This window comes from Gallaecimonas zhanjiangensis (assembly GCF_057624825.1).
Genome location: NZ_CM172603.1, coordinates 3,552,013 through 3,569,170, shown reverse-complemented (window position 1 = coordinate 3,569,170; position 17,158 = coordinate 3,552,013). Strand labels below are relative to the sequence as shown.

Genomic DNA, 17,158 nt, shown 5'->3' with positions numbered 1-17,158 from the left:
ATTCGTAGTGATAGCTCTTATCAATAAGTGTCTGGCGTACCTGCCAGCAAAGAAAAGTAGAAAAAATAAGAGCATAGTAATCAGTAAGATAGCTCTTGTTGGGAGTAGTCTCTTTAGACGCTACCGCCCTTAGGTGTGGTTCCCAATGTCCCATTCTGATTCTTAGTTGTGCTGTATCTACCAGCAGCGGAACTCTGCTTACATGCACTTTAACTCTTTAAATTATAAGGATAAACTGTAGGTAATAAAACTTTTGAAGAAGTTATGGATCGCTTAGAGGCTGGTTGTAGTGGTGTCAAGAGTTATGAGCAGAGCATAGAGCTACTTTCATTTAATTTTCATATAAATCAATGTTTTAAATGATGCTGGCCCGAAGTGATTCTTGGACTATTTGGTATAGCTCTCCCGCCCGTTAAGTGAAGCGCTGAGCCGTCGGGAGAGGAGGGGCAGCCGAGACAGGGACGTCGAGGCAGGTGAGTACGTGCCGGGAGCGCGTATGAACCGGTGTACCGGGAACGACCAGAGGCGAAGAATAAGCGGAACATGGGCCTTGGTTTTGGGTACTTTTGCCAAAACAAAAGTACCCCGCCTGCCGGTGCGGGAACCGGCGTATAAAGCAACTTTCAGTTAAAAACCGAACCTGCTGGTGGCAGCAAACTTACCCAAACGCTTCGCGCAACCCAGAAGCACGTTCCACCTTCCTCTCCACCGCTGCCGCCAGTAACCCCAACTTCGGTGCCGCCAGGGTAAAACAGGACTTAGCGCGGGTAATGCCGGTATAAACCAGCTCGCGGGTGAGTACCGGGCTTAGGGTGTCGGGTAGCACCAGCACGGTGTGGTCAAACTCCGAGCCTTGGGATTTATGCACCGTCATGGCAAACACGGTTTCCACATCAGAAAGGCGCGAGGGCAGTACCCATTTGATGCCGCCCACCACCGGGAAGGCGACCCTTAGCCGCTGGCTGCCGTCGGCTTCCACTACCCGCAGGCAAATGCCTACATCACCGTTCATCAGTTCCAGGGTGTAGTTATTGCGGGTTACCAGTACCGGGCGGCCCTCGTACCAGCCGTGGTCGTTTTCCAGCTGGCCGTTGGCTTTTAAGGCCTCGGCAATTTGCTGGTTGAGTCCTTCGACCCCAAAGGGGCCTTTTCTTAGGGCGCAGAGCATTTGAAAGCGGCCAAAGGCGGCCAGCACCTTGGCGGCCCAGGTGTCGCGGTCGCTAACGCGCTCGGCGCTTAGCACCTGCAGATAACCCCGGTAACCTTCGATGGCGAGGCGAGAAAGAGCCACGCCGTCGTCTTTGATGGGCAAGAGCTTTAAATCGTCTCGGTTTTCACGCAGTAGCTTTAGCGCCGCCTCGCTTTGCCCGAGGTTCACCGCCCGCGCCAGTTGGCCTATGCCAGAATCGCTACCAAAGCGGTGGCTGACGCGCAGCATGGCCCTGCATTGGGCGAGAGTACTTTGCCCTTGGGTAAAGGCCGCCAGGCTTTCGCCGCAAAGGCCCTCTAAAAAGCCCTGGGTGTCGGCGTCGTAACCGCCCAGATCGGCCCCTTGGCACAAGTCCCCCAGCACCGAGCCCGCTTCTACCGAAGCCAACTGGTCTTTATCCCCCAGCAAAATAAGCTGCGCCGAGGCGGGCAGGGCGTCCAACAGGGCGCTCATCATCTCCAAGTCCACCATCGAGGCTTCGTCCACCACCAGTAAATCCAGATGCAGCGGGTTTTGATGGTGGTGGCGAAAGTGGCGGCTTTGGGGAATAACGCCCAAGAGCTTATGAAGGGTGGTCACTTCCACCGGAATGGCTGCTTTTACGGCATCTGGCAGCGCCAGCTTTTCTACGGCGCCGCGAATGGACTCGGTCAGCCTTGCCGCTGCTTTGCCGGTGGGGGCGGCAAGGCCAATACGCAGCTTCTGGCCGCCGGCCAGCGCCAACTGCTGCTTGAGGCCCAAGAGGCGCACCACAGTGGTGGTTTTGCCGGTGCCGGGGCCGCCGGTGATGATGGTAAAGGGCATGCGAAAGGCAAGGCCGCAGGCGAGCTTTTGCCAATCGAGCCCCGGCGCGCTAAAGAGGGCGTCCAGCTGCGGTTTAAGCTCGGGGCTCACTTCCATGGGCGCAAGGCGGCTGCTGATATGGCCAGCCACCGCTTGCTCAAAACTGTAATTGCGGCGCAGGTAAAGGCGGTTTTCCACCAACACCAGCGGGCTTGCCTCACTGCTGACCAGGGGCGAGCCCTTGATGGCCGCCAGCCAGCTTTCAAGCTGGACGCCCTCTAAAAGCTCAGACGGCTTGGTGGGCATCTCTTCCCCCACATCGCCCTCGGGCGGCAGGGAGAGGGTGGCGTCGGCGTCCAATAAGGTGGCGCTTAAATCCAGGCAGATATGGCCACGGCCATATTGGTGGGAGCAAAGGGCGGCCGCCAGCAGCAGCGGCTCTGGGGTGCTTGGCTCCAGCTCTTTAAGCCAGCGCACCAGGGCGCGGTCGATGCGGCGCAGCCAGCCCCGTTCTACCCAGGCATCCAGTAACTCAAGCATGGGTGTCTCCCTCGAACATGGCGTCTAGGCCCTCAATGAGTTCGCGCTGGGGGCTGTCTAAGTAGCAGTGGCCGCCGCGCAGGAATAAATACACGGCGCCGCCCAGGTGCTGGTCGTAGTCGTAATCGGGGATGCGCGATTTTAACAAGCGGTGCAGGGCCAACAGATAAATCACGTATTGGAGGTCGTAGCGTTTTTCGCGAATGGCCTCCGCCATGGCCTGCTGGCTGTAGGCGCTGTCGCCGTCCCCTAGGTGGTTGGATTTGTAGTCCAGCACGTAGTAGCGGCCATTGTGCTCGAACACCAAGTCGATAAAGCCCTTGAGCATGCCGTTCAGCTCGCCGGGGCTGAGCATGGGCCGGCCATGGCCGCCAAGGGTGTGGCGGTGTACCAAGAGATCCATTTTCTCAAGGTTCACATGCTTGGCCGAGAACCAGAACTCCATCTCTGCCTGGTAACTATTAAGGGTGCCCAGTGCCACCGCCTCGCCGTTTGGCAGCGGCAGCGGTTTATTGATAAGCGCCACAAACCAGTTGGCCAGAGGCGTCAGCCACTGCTCCCAGCCTCTTTGCGAAAGGCGCTGGGCCAGCAGTTTTTGCGCCTGGGGCTCGGTGACCTTGCCAAAGCCTTCCAGGGCGGCCCATTCAAAGAGGCCATGGAGGAAGGTGCCGGGGCCGGGGCCACGGGGGAACTGGTGGATGGAGTCTGACAGCGCCTTGCTTTGCGCCTCTTGTTCCTCGTCGGGGTTATTGAGGTTTTCGGCGAGCGGCGTGGCGATATCGCTTTGCCAGTCCTGGGTGCGCAGCGCCGAATAAGAGGCGATATACCAGCGCTCGGCCGGTGGCGCCTTAAATTCGCGGGCTGCCACCAGCGCCAATGGCTGGGTTTTCGGCTGGTACTGCATATCGGTCGCTTCAGGCGCTTCAGTCAGCATCATATCGCTACAGCCGGCGGCGAGCCTGGCAAAAGCCTCACCGACAGCGCCGTTGTCGATGGGAGTACCGCCCGTTAACAGATACCCGAAGGCGCCCCGGTGCAGGTCGTTCTCGCCCTTTTTGCCGTGGCGCTGCATTTTCACCGGCGCTATCCCCAAAAAGCAGGCGTGGCGGGGGCGGGTGAGCGCCACGTACAACAGACGCATGTCTTCGGCCAGCCGCTCTTTTTCGGCCTTGGCGTAGGCGCCGTCGGTTTTTTCGATATCCAGCACCGCCTTGCCGCTGTCGTCGTGGTAGCGGATGTAAGGGCCCTGGCGGTCTTCTGCGCGGTAGCCCATCACAAAGGGCAGGAACACCAGCGGGTATTCCAGGCCCTTGGACTTGTGGATGGTGATGACTTTGACGAGGTCTGCGTCCGATTCCAGGCGCAGAATTTCTTCATCGCCCGCGGCCGGGTCGGCCACTGCTTCGGCGAGATAACGAATCAGCGCTTGCTCGCCGTCGAGCTTGGCCGCCGCCCCTTGCAGCAATTCCGCCAGGTGCAACAGGTTGGTTAGGGACCGCTCACCGCCTGGGCTTGCCAGGAGGCGCGCCGGAATCGAAAAATCGCTTAATAGCTGGCGCAGCATCGGCAGCACCCCGCGCTGGTGCCAGCGCAGCTGGTAGCCCTTAAAGCGCTCTACTTGCTGCTCAAAAAGCAGTTCGTCCTGGTTAAGGGTATCGAGCCAACCGAGGCTCAGCTCCAGCACCGGCGCTGCCAGGGCGGCGCGCAGCATGCGGCCGTCTTCCGGCTCGGCGCAGGCGGCCAGCAGCGCCAGCAAATCCCGCGCCTCCTGGGCGGCAAACACCGATTCTTTGTCCGACAAATACACAGACGCCACGCCACGGGCAAAAAGGGCGGCGCGAATGGCGTCGGCTTCGCCCCGGCCCCGCACCAGTACTGCCATATCGGCTGGGCGTAGCGCCGTGAGTGTGTCTTCACTTTTAAAGCCAGCGTCGCTATTGAGCATGGCCACCATTTGGCTGGCGCAGCGCTCGGCCATCAGCTTGCGGTATTGGCCGCCCGACACGGCGCTATCCAGCGCCAAGTGCCAGCCGGTCATGGCCGGTACCGGCGCGCCGTTCATCACCAACTGCTCTTTACGGCCATTGGCGTTGACGGCCTCAAAGGGAATTTCGTCAAACAAAAAGCTGTTGGGCTGGTGGCTAAACACCTGGTTGACGGCGCTGACCAGCCCCTGGGTAGAGCGGTAGTTGGTGTCCAGGTGGTAGTGGCGGCCAGCGGTGGCGCGGCGGGCTTTTAAATAGGTAAAGATGTCGGCGCCCCGGAAGCCGTAGATGGCCTGCTTGGGATCGCCGATGAGGAAAAGTCCTGTTCTGCCTGCTGCGCTGGTGCTGGCGGCGTTAAGCGCCTCGGCTTCGCTCATCACGCCAGAACGGCTGTTTTCCGCGCCAGCAATGGAGGCTTCCTCATCGCGAGGAGTGTCTTCCCCGGCATGCTCAAGGTCATAGATGTTGGCGAAGATCCGAAGCTGGGTCGGGTCTGTGTCTTGGAATTCATCAATCAGGGCTATGGGGTATTGGCGGCGGATCACCTCGCTAAGCTCTGGGCCTTTTTGCAGGGCCTGGTCCAGGCGGGTGAGGAGATCGTCAAAGCCCAAAGTGGCGCGCTGGTGTTTCTCTTGCTCCAGCCGGGCCTTTATCCAGCCGGCGGCGTGTTTGGCCAAATCAATATCGGCCTTGGGCAGCTTGGCGCGGGCAGCAAGAATGGCCCCCAGGGCGTCAATGCCGGGGTGGTTCATGATCGCCACATTGGCCTTGGCGGCATCTTCCAGCCCTTCGGGGCTAAAGCGCTCCCAATGTTTGTCGGAGATCTCGGGCAGCAGGGCGTCGGACTGTACCCAGGCTTTTAATGCCTCAAGCCAGCCTTCCAAGGTAGCGATGCGCACCTTGTTGCCGTTGAAATCCTTATTGCCGTGGGCGGCCAGCATGGCGGCGCTAAAGTCGTCCACTAAGTTGCGCCACTGGTCTTTCACCGGCGCCAGCAGTGCTTGCTGGCGCTCGGCGAGATCTGCCAGCACCTCGCTGGCGCTCACCACTGGCGGCTCGGCCCAGGGCAGCCAGGGACGGATGGCGGCATGGAGCTTGGCAGGGCTGTTCCACAGCTCTGCCACCACCGACACATCGGCCAGGGGGTAATACTGGCTGCGCCAATAATCGGCCAGCACTTGCTCAAAGAGGTGGCGCTGGTCGGTCTCCAGGGTCAGTTCAAAGAGGCTGTCGGCGGCAAAGGCGTGGGTGGCCAGCATGCGGTTGCACCAGCCGTGAATGGTGTAAACGGCGGCTTCGTCCATCCACTGGGCGGCCAGTTCCAGGCGGCGGGCGCAGCCCGGCCATTGGTCCTCGGGATATTGGCCTTTAAGGGCGACCACCAAAGGGTCGCCCGCCAAAGTGCCGCGAAACACCTTGGCTGCTTCCACCAGCCGGGCGCGAATGCGGTCTTTGAGCTCCTTGGTGGCGGCGTCGGTGAAGGTCACCACCAGAATTTGTGGCGGGGTCAGCCCTTCAAGCACCAGCCGCAGGTAAAGGGCGGCAATGGTGAAGGTTTTGCCGGTGCCAGCGCTGGCTTCAATGAGCCGGGTACCAAAGAGCGGAAAAGTCAGGGGGTTAAGGTGCTGGCTCATTGCACGGCCTCCGTCAGCGGCGCGTAAAGGCTCTGGGCCAGGGCCTTGAAGTGGTCCACATCCATATCGGCAAAGCTTGGGTAAGCGCGGGCGCAGTAAAGGTCTTGCAGCCGCTCGCCGGGGCTAAAATCGTCGCCGTCATAGGCTTTTTGGGCGGCGGCGATGGCGGCCTCTTCGCCTTTATCCAGCGCTGCCAGGTAGGCAAAAGCGGTGCGGGGCGCCACCGGCAGCGGGCCATCGAGGGCGGCTTTAAAGGCGGCCAGAATAGGGGCGGCGTTTTGTGGCCCACGGGCCAGGTGCAGCTCGGCGTCGGGGGCCAAGAGTGTGCTGTCCACAAGGTGGCCGGTGCCGTTGGCCAACAGATGCCCGGCCCAGAGCCGCAGCAGGGCGTGGTACTTCACCTTGTTGCCGGCCATGACGCTGGTGGGGCGCAATTGCAATTGCAACTGGTCGCCGCTGTTGCTTTGCCGCACCTCCAGCCAGTCGGCAAAGCCGTCGGTGGCCAGCTCCAGGGCCTTGGCCGGGTGGTAGCTGGCGAGAATTCCCTGGGCCTTGGCGGCGAGTTCCGTCGCCGCTTCCACCACGCCTCCAATGGCGGGCTCGGCAAAGCCGGCCAGGGGCAGGGCGCCGCTGCCTTTGAGGCGTTCCAGTTCCCGGTTCAGGGTGCCATCCAGGCTGGCGGCCAACAGCTGGTCGGTAAGCTGGTATTGCTCCAGGGCGTTGAGGGTAAAGGGCTCGTCTTCGGCCAGCACTTCTTGCTCGTTGCCCAAATAAATCTTCAGCCGTTCGTTAAAAAACAGCTGGCAGGGGGAGCGCAGCAGCTTGGCCAGCAGCTTGAGATCCGCCGCTGGCGTTTCGGTGAGCGGTGCCACGCTGTGGCTGGCTTCAAGCTCGGGGCTGTCCAGCACCTGGCGCCATTCCCGGGCAAAGCTGGTGAACTCACCGCCCTCAAAGTAGCGGCGACTAAAGGGCTGCAAGGGGTGCTGGATAATGGCCGGTGGCTGCTGCCAGCCCCCTTCTAAATAATCTAATAATTGCCCCAACAGCACCGACGGTGGCCGCTCGGTGTTGTCTTGCACGCTGCGCCCCACCCAGGACAGATACAGGCAATCCCGGGCCGACAGCAGCGCTTCCAAAAAGAGGTAGCGGTCGTCTTCGCGGCGGGAGCGGTCCCCGGGCCGGTATTGGCCGGGCAGGCTCATTAAATCAAAATCCACCGGCGCCACTGAGCGCGGGTAGTCGCCGTCGTTAAGGCCCAAAATGCACACCAGCCTGAAGGGAATGGCGCGCATGGGCATCAGGGTGGCAAAGTTCACCGAACCGGCCAAAAAGCGCTGGGCCAGGCCGCCGTCGTCCAGCATGCCAAGCCAGGCGTCGCGCACCAGGTGCAGCTCGATGGCGCTGTCAAAATGGGCCTCAGTGCAGTGCTCCAGCCAGGCGTCCAGCGCCAGGCTGAGCTGCTCGAGGGTGAGGCGCTCGTCGCTGTCTTGGGCGGTGAAAAGGTCGCTCAGCAGCTGGCGCAGCAGCGCCGCCCAATCCTCTGGGCTTTGGGGGTGGCGAAAGGCTTGCCAGTAACCTTCCAGCAGCGCAATCAGGTCGGCCAGACTCCCGGCGGCGCCCGCGGCGAGGCCCGCTACTTCGTCATAGGGTTCGATATCGGCAAAGCGGCCAGCATTGCCTTGGGCATAGCCCAGCAGCCAGCGTTTAAGGCCAAACTGCCAGCTGTTTTGCTCCAGGGCCGGCACCCCAAGGGCGGCGCGCTGCTGGCCGTTAAGGCCCCAGCGGATACCGGCGCCCGCTATCCAGTCTTTCAGTTGCGGGAGATCCGCTTCGCTCAGGCCAAAGCGGGCCCGCACCGCCGCCAGGTCCAGAAGATCGGACAGATCGCTCACTGCAAAGCGCCACTGGGGCAGGGTCAGCAGTTTATCCAGGGCCACCAGTAGCGGGTTGACGTCGCGCTCGGTGCGGTCAGACAGGGTAAAGGGAATAAAACGCGGGTCGCGCCAGTCCAACTGGCCGAACACCGCCTCGATATGGGGCGCGTAGGCCTGGATGTCCGGGGTCATCACTATGATGTCCCGGGGTTTTAGGCCCTTTTCCATCTGGGTGAGCAGAAAGTCTTGCAGTATTTCCACTTCCCGCTGGCGGCTGTGGGCCGAGACGAGGCGAATGGAATCGTCCGCCTCGCTGCGTTTTTCGGTGGGCAGCGGGTTGAGATCGAGGATGTCTTGCTGGATTTGCCCCAACACCGACTCGCCGTAGCCGCTGAACAAGTCAATTTGCTGGAAATCGGCACGGTAGTGGTCCGGCTCGTCGTAGCGGGATAACAGCCCGATGTAGTCGCGGCCCTGCTTGCCCCAGGAGGCCAATAGTGGGTTGGCGCTGGCGTGCAGTTCGTCGTCGCTGGGCTCAAGTGGCAGGCCGGGTTTTCGCTGCTGGCGCTTTTGCTCAAGGCGCAGCAAATCGCGGCCATCGACGATATCGCCCCAAAAGTGCTGGCAGGGGTTGGCTACAAACAGCAGTACCTGGCAGTGCTGGCTAATGGCGTCCAGGGCTTCCAACACTTGGCTTGGCAAGGACGAAATACCAAAGACTATCAACCGTTTGGGTAGCCCCGCCGGGCGGCTGTCCAAGGCTTTGGCGGCGGCCAAGAAACGCTGGTGCAGCGCCGAGCGGGAAATGCCGGTTTGCTCGCTTTGCATGTCGGCCATCAGCACTCGCCACAGCGCCGGTTGCCATCGGTGCTCGCTGCCTAGCTCTTCAACCTTGCCACGGGGGCTGATGACCCGGTCAAAGCCCGCTTCCCACTCTGCCAGCCAGTCGGCGCGGTACATCTGGTATTGGTCGAAGATGTCGGCGATTTTCTGGGCCAGCTGCCAGGCCTTGCGCTGGTCGCTGTCCCCTTCCAAAAAGCGTTTAAGGGGCGCGTAGGTGTCGCCTTGTAGGCCGGGCAACAGCCGCAGCAGGCGCCAGCGCAGCCGGGGTTTGTCAAAGGGGCTATGGCGGGGCACGTTATGGGCGCCCAGCACGGCGCGGTAGGCCTGCCAGAGAAAACGCACCGGCATCTGCATGTCTACGGCGGCGCAAATGCCGGCGCTCTCGGCCAGGCCTAATTTCAGCCACTGGGCCATGCCGTTGGATTGCACCAGGAAGGTTTCGTTTTCCAAGGGGGAGAGGGGGCTTTGGGCCAGGAAGGCCACCAACAGATCGCGCAGATCGTCGAGTTTATTGCCCTGAATAATGGAGAGGCCGCTTTGCATGGAGTCCCTGGCGTAAAAGCTTTGCCTTATCTTAACGGTGAATGCCCCCAAAGCGCCAAGCACTTGCCCGAAAAGGCAAAATGCCGTCAACTGCAAGGGCCCTCTTTTAAGGAAAGCCCGTTATGCCCGCCTGGTTGGACACCCTGATTGACGCCATTAGCCCTTATCTGCCGGCCATCGGTATTGGTGGCCTAGTGATGATGCTGGCGTCCATGGTGGTGATCCCCTTTCTTATCGTCAAAATGCCGGCCGATTACTTTGTTCGTGAGCGCCACCAGCGCCATTGGACGCTATGGACCGCGCTCTTGTGGCTGCTGCGCAACCTGCTGGCGTTGGTGCTGTTTGTGGCCGGCTTTTTGATGCTGTTTTTACCGGGCCAGGGGCTGCTGACCATTTTGATCGCCCTGGTGGTGTCGGATTTCCCCGGAAAATACCGCCTGGAGCGGGCGGTGATTGGCCAAAGCTCGGTGCTCAAGGCGGTGAACTGGGTACGCCGCAAATACAACAAAACCGAGTTGCGTTGCCCCTCCTGAGCATTTCTACAGTTGCCAGAGTGAAACTGTTGTGCAACTTTTACTCACTGGGCGGACCTGTTGCAGCCAACCAATAAGGCAGGCCGACCCACAACGGAAATGCAGCACAACAAGGGGGAGTTATGTCACTCAAGTCTCTGTTTTTGGGGCTGGCGCTGCTGTGCGCCTTGCCTGTCCAACCGGCCGCTGCCAGCGGCTATACCCAAACCAAATACCCTATCGTTCTGGTTCACGGCCTTTTCGGCTTTGATTCCCTGGCCGGGGTCGATTACTGGTACGGCATACCGCAAGCCCTTAGCCAAGACGGCGCCACTGTCTATGTGGTGAACGTGTCGGCGGCCAACAGCACCGAAGTGCGGGGCGAGCAGTTGCTGGCGCAAATCGATAACATCCTGGCGCTTACCGGCGCCAAAAAGGTCAACCTGATTGGCCATTCCCACGGCGGCCCTACCGCCCGCTATGCGGCGTCCATCAGCCCGGGCAAGGTGGCGTCGGTCACTTCTGTGGGCGGCGTTAACTGGGGCTCGCGCTTTGCCGATGCCCTGCGCGGCACCATAGCGCCCGGTAGCGTGTCGGAAAGCGTGATTGGCGCCGCCGCCAACGCCTTTTCGAGCATTATCGAGTTCCTCTCTGGCACCCCGGCCGACCCGCAAGACTCGGTGGCGGCGCTCAATGCCCTGACCACCGCCGGCTCGCTGGCCTTTAACGCCAGCTACCCCGAAGGCATGCCCAGCCAGTATTGCGGCCAGGGCCAGATGCAGGCGGCCAACGGCGTTTATTACTTCTCCTGGAGTGGCGCCAGCCCGCTCACCAATGTGCTGGACGTTACCGACGCCGCCCTGGGCCTCACCTCCTTGGTGTTTGGCGAAAGCAACGACGGCCTGGTGTCCAGCTGCTCAAGCCACTTGGGTAAGGTGATCCGTGACGACTACGCCATGAACCACCTCGATGAAGTGAACCAGACCTTCGGCCTGGTCAGCCTGTTTGAAACCAACCCCAAGACGCTTTATCGCAACCAGGCAAACAGGCTCAAAAACCTGGGGCTTTAACATGAAGCCCTTCAAGATCATGGTGCCGGTGTTGGCGGTGGCCGGCCTCTTGTATCTGGTGTTTCCCGAGCGCCACCCCATGGCGCCAGTGGAGGCTGCCGCCAGCCTGGCTGACACCCAGGTTGATGGCGCCGTGGGCAGCCGCTACCGCATGAGCGCCGCCCTCAAGGCCCGCTTTGACTACTGGCTGAGCGCCGTGGGCGAATTGCCGCTCTCGGCGCTGCCGGAGCAACTGGCCCAGTCCCTGCGCCAGGACGGCTGGGCCGAGGCGGATATCAAGGCAGCGCTAGCCGCCTTTGCCCACTACCAGCAGTATCTGGATGCCTTAAGTGAGGTTGCCAAGCCCCAGGCGGCTACGGCCGCCGAACTAAAGGCAGCCTGGGCCGAGCGGGACGCCCTGCGCCGCCAGTTTTACTCGGACGCTGAGATCAAACAGCTGTGGGGCGACGAGGCGGCGGTGGAGGATTTCACCCTGCGCCGCCTGGAGATCCAGAGTCTCGGGCTGAGCGAAGGCGAAAAGCTCAAATGGGAGGAAGACGCCCTGGCCCAGGCACCGGCAACGGTGCAGCAAGCCTACGGCCCCAGCCTGAAGTTGGCGCAGTTGCAGCAGATGAGCGGGGCCAGCCGTGACCAACTGGCAGCCCAGTATGGCGACGGCGCCGCCGACCGGCTGATGGCCGCCAAGGCGCAGCAGCAGGCTTGGCAGGGCAAGGTGGCGGCCTATCGTGACAAGGTAAAAAGCCTGGCGGCGCTACCCAGCGCCGAGAAGGCCCAGGCCCTGGCCGAATACCAGGCGCGCCACTTCTCGGCCAACGAGTTAAAGCGCTTGCGGGTGTGGCTCAGTAACGGCATGCAATAAAAAGCGCCCTGCGGGGCGCTTTTTCATCAGGCAAGGCCGACGTAGATCTCCTGCACGTCGTCGTCCTCGTCGAGCTTTTCAAGCCAGGCCTCAACGTCTGCCAGGGCGTCACTGCCGAGGCTAAGGGGGTTTTTGGCTTTGTAACCGAGCTTGGCCGAGAGCACCTCGAAACCGAATGCCGGCAGGGCGCGGCTGACCGCGTCCAGATCTTTTGGGTCGGTGTAGAAGGTCACCCCTTCTTGGTGTTCTTCCAAGTCTTGGGCGCCCGCTTCAATGGCGGCTTCTTCGGCATTGGCGCTGCCTTCGGCCTCAATCAGCCCAAGATAATCAAAGTCCCAGCTTACCGAGCCGGAGTTACCCAACTGGCCGCCGCGAAAGGCCACCCGCATGCCGGAGGCGGTGCGGTTTTTGTTGTCGGTCAGGCACTCGACAATCACCGGCACCTGATGGGGAGCAAAGCCTTCGTAGGTGACCAGCTCATAATTGACCACTTCGTCCAAGAGACCGGCGCCTTTTTTGATGGCGCGCTCCAAGGTGTCGCGGGTCATGGACGCCTTGCGGGCTGCCTCGATGGCCATGCGTAGCCGAGGGTTCATGTCTGGGTCGGCGCCGCTACGGGCCGCCACCATGATCTCGCGGGTCAGTTTGGTGAAGATTTTGCCTTTGGCATTGGCCGCCGCGCTTTTGTGCTTGGCCTTCCATTGAGCGCCCATGGGTTGTCTCGCTGCGTGGTGATGGCCCTGCCGGGCCCCGGATGCCGCCATTATAGGCGGCGCCAAAGGGGCCGAAAAGCGCCTGGCTCCTGCTAAAGTGCAATGGATCGCAAGGGCGGCAAAGTGGTATCACTAAGCCAACGCCAATAAGGAGTTAGCAATGGCAAAGCGTATTCAAATCGAACAAAACGGTGGCCCAGAGGCCCTGCAATGGGCCGAGGTGACCCCGGCCGAACCCAAAGTCGGCGAAGTGCGGGTAAAAAACCACGCCGTGGGCGTGAATTTCATCGACATCTACTTTCGTGACGGCCTCTACAAGGCCCCCGTCATGCCAACCAGCCTTGGCACCGAAGGCGCCGGGGTGATTGATGCGGTAGGCGAAGGCGTCACTGGCCTGAGCGTTGGCGACCGGGTGGCCTACGCCCAGGGCCCGCTGGGCTCCTACAGCGAATACCACGTGCTGCCCGCCGCCAAAGTGGTATCGCTGCCAGGCAGCATCGATTTTGAAACCGCCGCCGCCATGATGCTAAAGGGCCTGACCTGCCAGTATCTGCTGCGCCAGACCGCCGAGCTTAAAGCCGGTGACGTGGTGCTCTTTCATGCCGCCGCCGGTGGCGTGGGCACCTTTGCCTGCCAGTGGGCCAAGGCCCTGGGGGTAAAACTTATCGGTACCGTCTCCACCGAAGAAAAGGCGGCCCTGGCCCGTGCCAACGGCGCCTGGGAAGTCATTAACTACAGCAAAGAAGACGTGGTTGAGCGGGTCAAAGAACTGACCGGCGGCGCCATGTGTGACGTGGTGTACGACTCGGTGGGTAAAGACACCTGGCTGACGTCGCTGGACTGCCTCAAGCCGCGCGGCCTGATGGTGAGCTTTGGCAACTCCTCCGGTCCGGTGGAAGGGGTGAACCTGGCGATTTTGAATCAAAAAGGCTCGCTGTTCGTGACCCGCCCCAGCCTCAACGGCTACGCCGACACCCCCGAGCGGCTCAAGGCCATGTGCCAAGACCTGTTCAGTGTGGTGGCCAATGGCGACGTAAAAGTGCAGATAGGCCAGCGCTTTGCCCTCAAAGACGCCGCCGAGGCTCACATCGCCCTTGCTGGCCGCCAAACCACCGGCTCGACGGTGCTGCTGCCCTGAACACCACCTGCCTACTGGTTAAAAGCTGTACCAAGGAGGTACAGCTTTTAGATATACTTAGGCGGCTTATTTCTCGATATTTGGTGAGGTTATGGCACTGACAGCTGAGCAAAAAAGAGCGGCTTTCATTAAAAACCGTGACGCCAACTTCCAGGCCAGTTTGCGGCTTGAGGGGTTCAGTGCAGGCAAAGACACGGTGCCCAAGGATGAGCGGCCGGTAGCGGTCCGCATAGCCGAAGCCAAAGCCAAATATGCACGATAAATACGGGGTCCAGCAGGACCCTTATTGTTATCCCGGTTCCACCGTCCTTAGAAACCTGCTGAACATCCAAGATAGTCTTGCACTGGAAGAAGCCGAGCGGCATTTGACCGAAATTCGAGCCAGTGAATTCGACACCCTTCCTGATACATTCGATTTATCGACCCTCCAGCGCATTCATCGCCAGTTGTTTGGGGATATCTATGCCTGGGCGGGCGAATTGCGCTCGGTGGATATCAGTAAAGACGACGAACACTTTTGCCATCAGCCCCATGTGCAACGGGAGGCGAAAAAGCTGTTTGATAAGCTGGCTGATGCCTATTATTTCAAAGGCTTGGATACCGATGCCTTCGTTCTGACCATGACCGACTTTTATAACGAGTTGAATGTTATCCACCCGTTCCGGGAGGGGAATGGCCGGGCCCAGAGGGTACTTTTCGATATGCTGGCGGCCAATGCCGGTTACCTGATGGATTGGACGCCAGTCGAGCAAGAAGAGTGGTTACTGGCCAATAGATGGGGATTTCACGGCGAATTGGAGCCGCTGGTAAGGATCTTCAGCAAGGTGATCACCCCCATATAAACCGGCCCTAGGGCCGGTTTTTTGATGGCGGCGCTTGACGGCGCCAGCGGCGACCGGGATGGTTAAAAGAACGCCATTTTCGGGAGCCTGCCATGGCTTTTCGCTACCAGCTCGGCAGCCAATCGGTTGTTTTTCCTGATCTTAAAACCCTGCTGGCCAAGGCCACGCCGCTGCGCTCGGGAGACGAGCTGGCCGGGCTGGCGGCCGCCTCTGATGAGGAGCGGGCCCTGGCCCAACTGGCGCTGAGCGAGGTGCCGCTCAAGGCTTTTTTAAGCGAGCTGGTGGTGCCCTATGAAGAAGATGATGTCAGCCGCCTTATCATCGACAGCCACGACGCCCGCGCCTTTGCTGCCATTAGCCAGCTGACGGTAGGGGACTTTCGCAACTGGCTGCTAAGCGATGAAGCAGACAGCGAGCACTTGGCGGCCATCGCCCCCGGCATTACCCCGGAAATGGCGGCGGCGGTCAGTAAAATCATGCGCAATCAGGACCTTATCCTGGTTGCCAAAAAATGCCGGGTCGAGACCGCCTTTCGTAACCGCCTTGGCCTGCCGGGGCGTCTTGCCACCCGGTTGCAGCCCAACCACCCCACAGATGACGCCACCGGCATTGCCGCCAGTATTCTCGACGGCCTGCTCTACGCCAACGGCGATGCGGTGATTGGCATCAACCCGGCCACCGACAACGTCGGCCAGGTGCGCCGCCTTTTAGAGTTGCTGGACGGGGTTATTCAGCAGTACCACATTCCTACCCAGTCCTGCGTGCTGACCCATGTCACCACCAGCCTCAAGGTGATGGAGCAGGGGGCGCCGCTGGATCTGGTGTTTCAGTCCATCGCCGGCACCCAAAAGGCCAACCAGAGCTTTGGGGTCACCCTGGACTTGTTGGCCGAGGCCCGCTCGGCGGCCCTTAGCCTTAAGCGCGGCACGGTGGGCAGTAATGTCATGTATTTCGAGACCGGCCAGGGCAGTGCGCTGTCGGCCAACGCCCATTACGGGGTAGACCAGCAAACCCTGGAGGCCCGCGCCTACGCCGTGGCCCGCGCCTTTGAGCCACTGCTGGTAAACACCGTGGTGGGTTTTATCGGCCCCGAATACCTCTTTGACGGCAAGCAAATCACCCGCGCCGGCCTTGAAGATCACTTTTGCGGCAAGCTGCTGGGGCTGCCCATGGGGGTAGACGTTTGTTACACCAACCACTGCGAGGCCGACCAGAACGACATGGACAACCTGCTGACCCTGCTGGGAGTGGCCGGTTGCAACTACATCATGGGCATTCCGGGCTCGGACGACATCATGCTCGGCTACCAGAGCACCTCCTTTCACGACGCCCTGTATTTGCGCCGGGTACTGGGGCTACGCCCGGCCCCGGAGTTTGAAGCCTGGCTGGAGAAAATGCAGATCCTGGACAGGGAGTTTCGGCTACCCAAAGGGGTACCGCCGCTGTTTGCCCCTGCCATCAAACGCCTGGAGGGCTGAGCTATGAGTGATGCCTGGCAACAGCTTCAACAATTTACCGCCGCCCGCATCGGCCAAGGGCGGGCCGGGGTGAGCCTGCCTACCGCAAAGCAGTTGGCTTTTCAGCTTGACCACGCCCGTGCCCGCGACGCGGTCCATAAGGCGCTGGATGTGGCCAAACTGGAGAGCCAACTACCCGAACCGGTGCTCTTTTTAACCAGCCAGGCGCCGGATCGCGCCAGTTACCTTAAGCGCCCCGACTGGGGCCGGCGCCTGGACGCGCCGTCGCGGCAAATAGCCGAGCGCCATCAGGGTGATTACGATCTGGCGCTGGTGATAGTGGACGGCCTCTCGGCCCTGGCCATCGAAGAAAACGCTGCCGCTTTTCTGGCGGCCCTAAGGCCCGAGCTGAAAGACTGGTCCCTGGCGCCCCTTAGCGTGGTAACCCAGGGGCGGGTCGCCATAGGGGACGAGGTAGCGAGCCTTTTAGGGGCGCGGATGGTATTGGTGCTGATTGGCGAGCGCCCGGGGCTTAGCGCCCCGGATAGCCTGGGGCTCTATTTTACTTACGAGCCAGAGGTGGGCTGCACCGATGAGCGGCGCAACTGCATCTCCAACGTGCGGCCAGCGGGGCTCAGTTACCAGGACGCGGCCAAACGCCAGGGCTACCTGATGAGCGAGGCCTGGCGCCGGGGAATAAGCGGCGTGGCGTTAAAAGACGAAAGCGCCATGGACACGGCGCTTACCCAGCAAGGCAATTTCTTGCTGGGTTAACGGCGGCGAAGCAGCAGGGCGGCTAGGGCAATGCCAATCAGGCCACCGGCCATATCCACCAGGATGTCGCCCCATTCCAGGCCATGGCCGTAGCCATACATTTCGCACACTTCCTGAATAACAGGTAGCAGCAACGCCGGCACCAGTTGCCAGTACCATTTAAGGCTGGGCCAGGCCCAGCAACCCATCAGCGCCACCAGGGCGAAGGTCAGCAGGTGCAGCGGCGTGTGCCAACTGCCAGCCAGCTCCCCAAATTCGGGAATAAAGGCGCCGCCAATCAGGCAGGCCACCAGGATGGCGTAGAGGCGATAGCGTAACCAGCCGGGAACATGCATTATCGAAAACCCCATAAAAAACAGGCGCCAACCCTAAGAGAAAGCG

At 60.9% G+C, this 17,158-nt stretch carries 13 protein-coding genes; 8 read left to right on the top strand and 5 right to left on the bottom strand.

The window, feature by feature from the left end:
* Positions 1–658: 658 nt before the first annotated feature.
* The 3 genes from recD to recC are packed head-to-tail and all read right to left on the bottom strand — an operon-like array spanning position 659 to position 9,412.
* Positions 659–2,533 (bottom strand): exodeoxyribonuclease V subunit alpha, encoded by a 1,875-nt coding sequence (gene recD, locus AC22G1_RS16855; protein WP_487314394.1) that lies wholly within the window; start codon positions 2,531–2,533, stop codon positions 659–661.
* A complete protein-coding gene (gene recB, locus AC22G1_RS16850; RefSeq protein WP_487314393.1) occupies positions 2,526–6,152 on the bottom strand; it encodes an exodeoxyribonuclease V subunit beta in 3,627 nt (1,208 codons plus the stop codon). Before recB ends, recD begins: the two co-directional genes overlap by 8 nt.
* The gene (gene recC, locus AC22G1_RS16845) at positions 6,149–9,412 is read right to left on the bottom strand and encodes an exodeoxyribonuclease V subunit gamma (protein WP_487314392.1); all 3,264 of its coding nucleotides are present in this window, start codon (positions 9,410–9,412) and stop codon (positions 6,149–6,151) included. The genes recB and recC overlap by 4 nt, the downstream gene beginning before the upstream one ends.
* Before the next feature lie 122 nt (positions 9,413–9,534).
* On the opposite strand from recC, the gene AC22G1_RS16840 reads away from it, so the two are divergent.
* From AC22G1_RS16840 to AC22G1_RS16830, 3 genes are all read left to right on the top strand, one after another.
* Positions 9,535–9,945: a hypothetical protein gene (locus AC22G1_RS16840; RefSeq protein WP_487314391.1), complete on the top strand. Its 411-nt coding sequence runs from the start codon at positions 9,535–9,537 to the stop codon at positions 9,943–9,945.
* 122 nt (positions 9,946–10,067) lie between these two features.
* Entirely contained in the window at positions 10,068–10,994 is a 927-nt protein-coding gene (locus AC22G1_RS16835) for a triacylglycerol lipase (protein WP_487314390.1), read from the top strand.
* A gap of 1 nt (position 10,995) precedes the next feature.
* Positions 10,996–11,853 (top strand): lipase secretion chaperone, encoded by an 858-nt coding sequence (locus AC22G1_RS16830; protein WP_487314389.1) that lies wholly within the window; start codon positions 10,996–10,998, stop codon positions 11,851–11,853.
* Positions 11,854–11,879: 26 nt separating this feature from the next.
* Here the strand turns inward: AC22G1_RS16830 and AC22G1_RS16825 are convergent, their stop codons facing one another.
* Entirely contained in the window at positions 11,880–12,566 is a 687-nt protein-coding gene (locus AC22G1_RS16825) for a YebC/PmpR family DNA-binding transcriptional regulator (RefSeq protein ID WP_487314388.1), read from the bottom strand.
* Positions 12,567–12,726: 160 nt separating this feature from the next.
* Between AC22G1_RS16825 and AC22G1_RS16820 the strand changes: the two genes are divergently transcribed.
* The 5 genes from AC22G1_RS16820 (at position 12,727) to eutC (ending at position 16,777) form a co-directional block, all read left to right on the top strand.
* The gene (locus AC22G1_RS16820; RefSeq protein WP_487314387.1) at positions 12,727–13,704 is read left to right on the top strand and encodes a quinone oxidoreductase family protein; all 978 of its coding nucleotides are present in this window, start codon (positions 12,727–12,729) and stop codon (positions 13,702–13,704) included.
* A gap of 91 nt (positions 13,705–13,795) precedes the next feature.
* Positions 13,796–13,966, top strand: a complete 171-nt coding sequence (locus AC22G1_RS16815) for a YhfG family protein (protein WP_487314386.1) — start codon at positions 13,796–13,798, stop codon at positions 13,964–13,966.
* Positions 13,956–14,546, top strand: coding sequence for a putative adenosine monophosphate-protein transferase Fic (locus tag AC22G1_RS16810; protein WP_487314385.1), 591 nt, complete (start codon positions 13,956–13,958; stop codon positions 14,544–14,546). Before AC22G1_RS16815 ends, AC22G1_RS16810 begins: the two co-directional genes overlap by 11 nt.
* A gap of 92 nt (positions 14,547–14,638) precedes the next feature.
* Complete coding sequence (locus tag AC22G1_RS16805) at positions 14,639–16,024, top strand: ethanolamine ammonia-lyase subunit EutB (protein ID WP_487314384.1); 1,386 nt, start codon at positions 14,639–14,641, stop codon at positions 16,022–16,024.
* 3 nt (positions 16,025–16,027) lie between these two features.
* Positions 16,028–16,777 carry an ethanolamine ammonia-lyase subunit EutC gene (eutC, locus tag AC22G1_RS16800; protein WP_487314383.1) on the top strand — a complete coding sequence of 250 codons (750 nt, stop codon included), beginning with the start codon at positions 16,028–16,030 and terminating at the stop codon, positions 16,775–16,777.
* Here the strand turns inward: eutC and AC22G1_RS16795 are convergent.
* Positions 16,774–17,112 carry a hypothetical protein gene (locus tag AC22G1_RS16795; RefSeq protein ID WP_487314382.1) on the bottom strand — a complete coding sequence of 113 codons (339 nt, stop codon included), beginning with the start codon at positions 17,110–17,112 and terminating at the stop codon, positions 16,774–16,776. The two genes, eutC and AC22G1_RS16795, sit on opposite strands and share 4 nt — an antisense overlap.
* Positions 17,113–17,158: the final 46 nt, after the last annotated feature.

Excerpts from the sequence above, each read along its gene's own strand:
- recD (WP_487314394.1), bottom strand. The coding sequence starts at position 2,533 with ATGCTTGAGTTACTGGATGCCTGGGTAGAACGGGGCTGGCTGCGCCGC.
- recB (WP_487314393.1), bottom strand. The coding sequence starts at position 6,152 with ATGAGCCAGCACCTTAACCCCCTGACTTTTCCGCTCTTTGGTACCCGG.
- recC (WP_487314392.1), bottom strand. The coding sequence starts at position 9,412 with ATGCAAAGCGGCCTCTCCATTATTCAGGGCAATAAACTCGACGATCTG.
- AC22G1_RS16840 (WP_487314391.1), top strand. The coding sequence starts at position 9,535 with ATGCCCGCCTGGTTGGACACCCTGATTGACGCCATTAGCCCTTATCTG.
- AC22G1_RS16835 (WP_487314390.1), top strand. The coding sequence starts at position 10,068 with ATGTCACTCAAGTCTCTGTTTTTGGGGCTGGCGCTGCTGTGCGCCTTG.
- AC22G1_RS16830 (WP_487314389.1), top strand. The coding sequence starts at position 10,996 with ATGAAGCCCTTCAAGATCATGGTGCCGGTGTTGGCGGTGGCCGGCCTC.
- AC22G1_RS16825 (WP_487314388.1), bottom strand. The coding sequence starts at position 12,566 with ATGGGCGCTCAATGGAAGGCCAAGCACAAAAGCGCGGCGGCCAATGCC.
- AC22G1_RS16820 (WP_487314387.1), top strand. The coding sequence starts at position 12,727 with ATGGCAAAGCGTATTCAAATCGAACAAAACGGTGGCCCAGAGGCCCTG.
- AC22G1_RS16815 (WP_487314386.1), top strand. The coding sequence starts at position 13,796 with ATGGCACTGACAGCTGAGCAAAAAAGAGCGGCTTTCATTAAAAACCGT.
- AC22G1_RS16810 (WP_487314385.1), top strand. The coding sequence starts at position 13,956 with ATGCACGATAAATACGGGGTCCAGCAGGACCCTTATTGTTATCCCGGT.
- AC22G1_RS16805 (WP_487314384.1), top strand. The coding sequence starts at position 14,639 with ATGGCTTTTCGCTACCAGCTCGGCAGCCAATCGGTTGTTTTTCCTGAT.
- eutC (WP_487314383.1), top strand. The coding sequence starts at position 16,028 with ATGAGTGATGCCTGGCAACAGCTTCAACAATTTACCGCCGCCCGCATC.
- AC22G1_RS16795 (WP_487314382.1), bottom strand. The coding sequence starts at position 17,112 with ATGCATGTTCCCGGCTGGTTACGCTATCGCCTCTACGCCATCCTGGTG.